Origin of the sequence: Cupriavidus sp. UYPR2.512 (assembly GCF_000379565.1) — a bacterium.
Lineage (GTDB): Bacteria > Pseudomonadota > Gammaproteobacteria > Burkholderiales > Burkholderiaceae > Cupriavidus.
Window position 1 is genome coordinate 1 of the sequence record NZ_KB902999.1, and the last position, 2,610, is coordinate 2,610.

1 protein-coding gene and 1 pseudogene are annotated in these 2,610 nt (G+C 64.9%); both read left to right on the forward strand.

Annotated features, from left to right (window positions below; genetic code table 11):
- Positions 1 to 206, forward strand: a pseudogene (locus tag A3A5_RS44870) (hypothetical protein); the annotation flags it as partial.
- 1,093 nt (positions 207 to 1,299) lie between these two features.
- On the forward strand, positions 1,300 to 2,610 hold a 1,311-nt coding region (locus A3A5_RS0117210), incomplete at its 3' end, for a phage integrase family protein (RefSeq protein WP_018311787.1).

A 2,610-nucleotide genomic window follows, 5' to 3' on the forward strand; every position in this document is an offset into this window, starting at 1 on the left:
ATTCCGAACCTTCAGGGCGACGGAAATCGCGCTATATCATGCGCTTGGCAATCTTCCTGAGCCTTCGTCAACCCACACTTTTTCCTGACGAACCCGATTATCTGCTGACCTACAAGCACTTCCTGGCCGATCCGCGACCGGCCGCTCGCCGGGTCCTGGCAGGGAGCCAGAAGCTTGCGCGCAGCCGCGGACTGGCGCCCCTTTGACCGGCCGTTGTATCTCGCATCAGCGGGTACCAGGCGATGGTCATCCTGAATACTCTCTTCGCCTGGCTGACCGAAGCCGGCTATTTGGCCGGGAAGCCGCTCGCGCTGCCCCGCCGCGGGTGCGCGCCCGCGGCGCATCACGCACCACACGAGCCATGGCGCGACCGTGAAAGACGCCGTCGCGGAGATGCCAACCGGCACCGAGCGCGAGCGCCTGCACGCCGCGCGCTGCCTCTGCACGCTGCTCCATCTGGGGCGGGGTGGCGTCAAAAGTCACCGGCCTGGTCGAACCTGTCATTGCCGGCGGCGAGGCGTGGGGGCCCATCTTTTCCGGCAAGACAGCGCGCTGCTATCGCGCGATGCGGCACGCCAACGCCGCCGCCGTGCCATTGTGGCGCAATGGCAAGGTCAAGGGTCCGGCTGACGTACTCGGAGGAGAGCGGCTGGCCGGTCGCAGCCGCCCTCGCCCCGCCAGTGCCGATATCGCAGGCGGCGCCTGCTCGGCGAGCCAGAGGGCGGCGCGAGGTCCTGCATTTACCGGGAAGGCGGCGGCGCGTTTGTCGCGCGCCTGTGCGATGGACGAATTCAGGCCGTGGGCGAATCCCCCGATCAGCTATGGGATTATGGTCTGCCCACGCTATGGCCCGGTATGAGGTTGCCTGACCATGCCCTCATGGCCGTGAACAGCAACAACATTAGGTGCACGGGTGACAACTTTAGGATGTAAGGCCGGACGGGCGGAATGGGCGCTAACCGAAGCGGCTCTTTCGCTTACCTGATAGCTGGTATTATCAGGTTTGAATTTTTCCACAATATAGGGGGTTTAGCAGGCTGCACTTGGGTTCGCGGGGGAATTTTGGGGGTGGCGGCAACGACGCTGGATGGCCGTTTAAGAGGCGTTCCCAGCCTTACCGGACGGGGAAGCTGAGAAGCAATAGAGGCAGTGTAGCCACAAAATGCGTGTCCCGCCACACTCTTTGCATAACCCATATCCCTTGAGGAAAGTTGCCACAAGGATTCAAGCCGCACAAAGGTCGGCAAGCTTCGTTATTGTTATCAGGTAAGATGCAACCAATAGTTCACCCCGCCCATTATGGCCCAGCATAACAACGTCGCCGCTGCCAATCCGCGTTATACCCGCGCCGACTTCACGGCGCTACGCTTCCGCCTCAACCGCATCCCTACCGCGCACATCCTGTCGCGCGTCTATGACGAGGAGGCGCTGCAAGCCGCAGGCATCGAAACGCCGGCGCAATTGGAGGCGTGGCTCGACGCCATGCGTGACCATTTGGTCGAGCGCGTGTGTCTAGCCAATCCGTACCTGTCGGAAAGTTTGGCCGACGCGCGCCGCTTCAATCGCTGGCCGAAAACGGCGGTCGATTACCTGGTGCGGGCCGCCGATCAAGATTTCTCGCGGCCGCAACCGGACGATCCGGTGTCAGCATGGCTGCGGCCTATCGTCTTCCGGACGCTGCGCCAGGAACAGATCCAGACGCTCGCGCAGCTGCATGCCTATATTGCGCTGCGGGGCAAGCATTGGTATCTGCCGATCCCGAGGCTTGGGGTGGGCAAGGCGCGCGCCATTGAGCGCTGGCTACAGGGCCACGCGGCCACCCTTGGCCCGCTCGTGGTCGCTGACGACACACCGCAAACAGCGTTGGTCGAACTGGACCCGGATCTCGCTCGCAATCTGGTGCCGCTGGAGCAGGTTGGACGGGTGGTGCCTGCGCTCGACGGCAGCCAGGGCCGCAATCGCGCGCCGGGCTTTTGCCTCATCGCCGCGCGCAATGATCTGGAGGCAATCCAGGCTTACCTCTACCGGTTCCGCGACCGGGACAAGACGGCCCGTGCCTATCAGAAGGAACTGGAGCGTTTCCTGCTCTGGTGCGTGGGCGTGCGCCGCACCGCGCTATCCAGCGTGGGCACCGATGATTGTGAGCGCTACAAGGATTTCCTGGCGCAGCCGGATCCGTCCTGGATCGGCCCTAAGGTCCCTCGAACCTCGTCGCGTTGGCGCCCCTTTGCGGGCGTGCTCCAGGCGGAATCGCAGCGCTACGCGGTGCTGGTGCTGAGAGGTTTTTTTGCCTGGCTGGTGGGCGTGCGCTACCTCGGCGGCAACCCGTGGCTGCTGGTCCCCGATCCGGTCACGGCACGCCGTGACGTGCCAATCGCGGTCGAGAAGGCCTTGCCCGGGCAGCTGTGGAAGGCACTCGTGGGGCCCGATGGCATCCTCGACCAGCTTTGCGCGAAGTGGCCGGTGTCGTCGCTGGGGGCGCCACTGACGGCGAAGGACGCCGACGCGCCGGGCGCGCAGTACCGCCTGGCGCGCGCCGCCGTGCTGCTGTTGGGGTGCACCGGCGCGCGCCGCGAGGAGGCGGCCCGCGCGCTGCGCTGCCACCTCAAG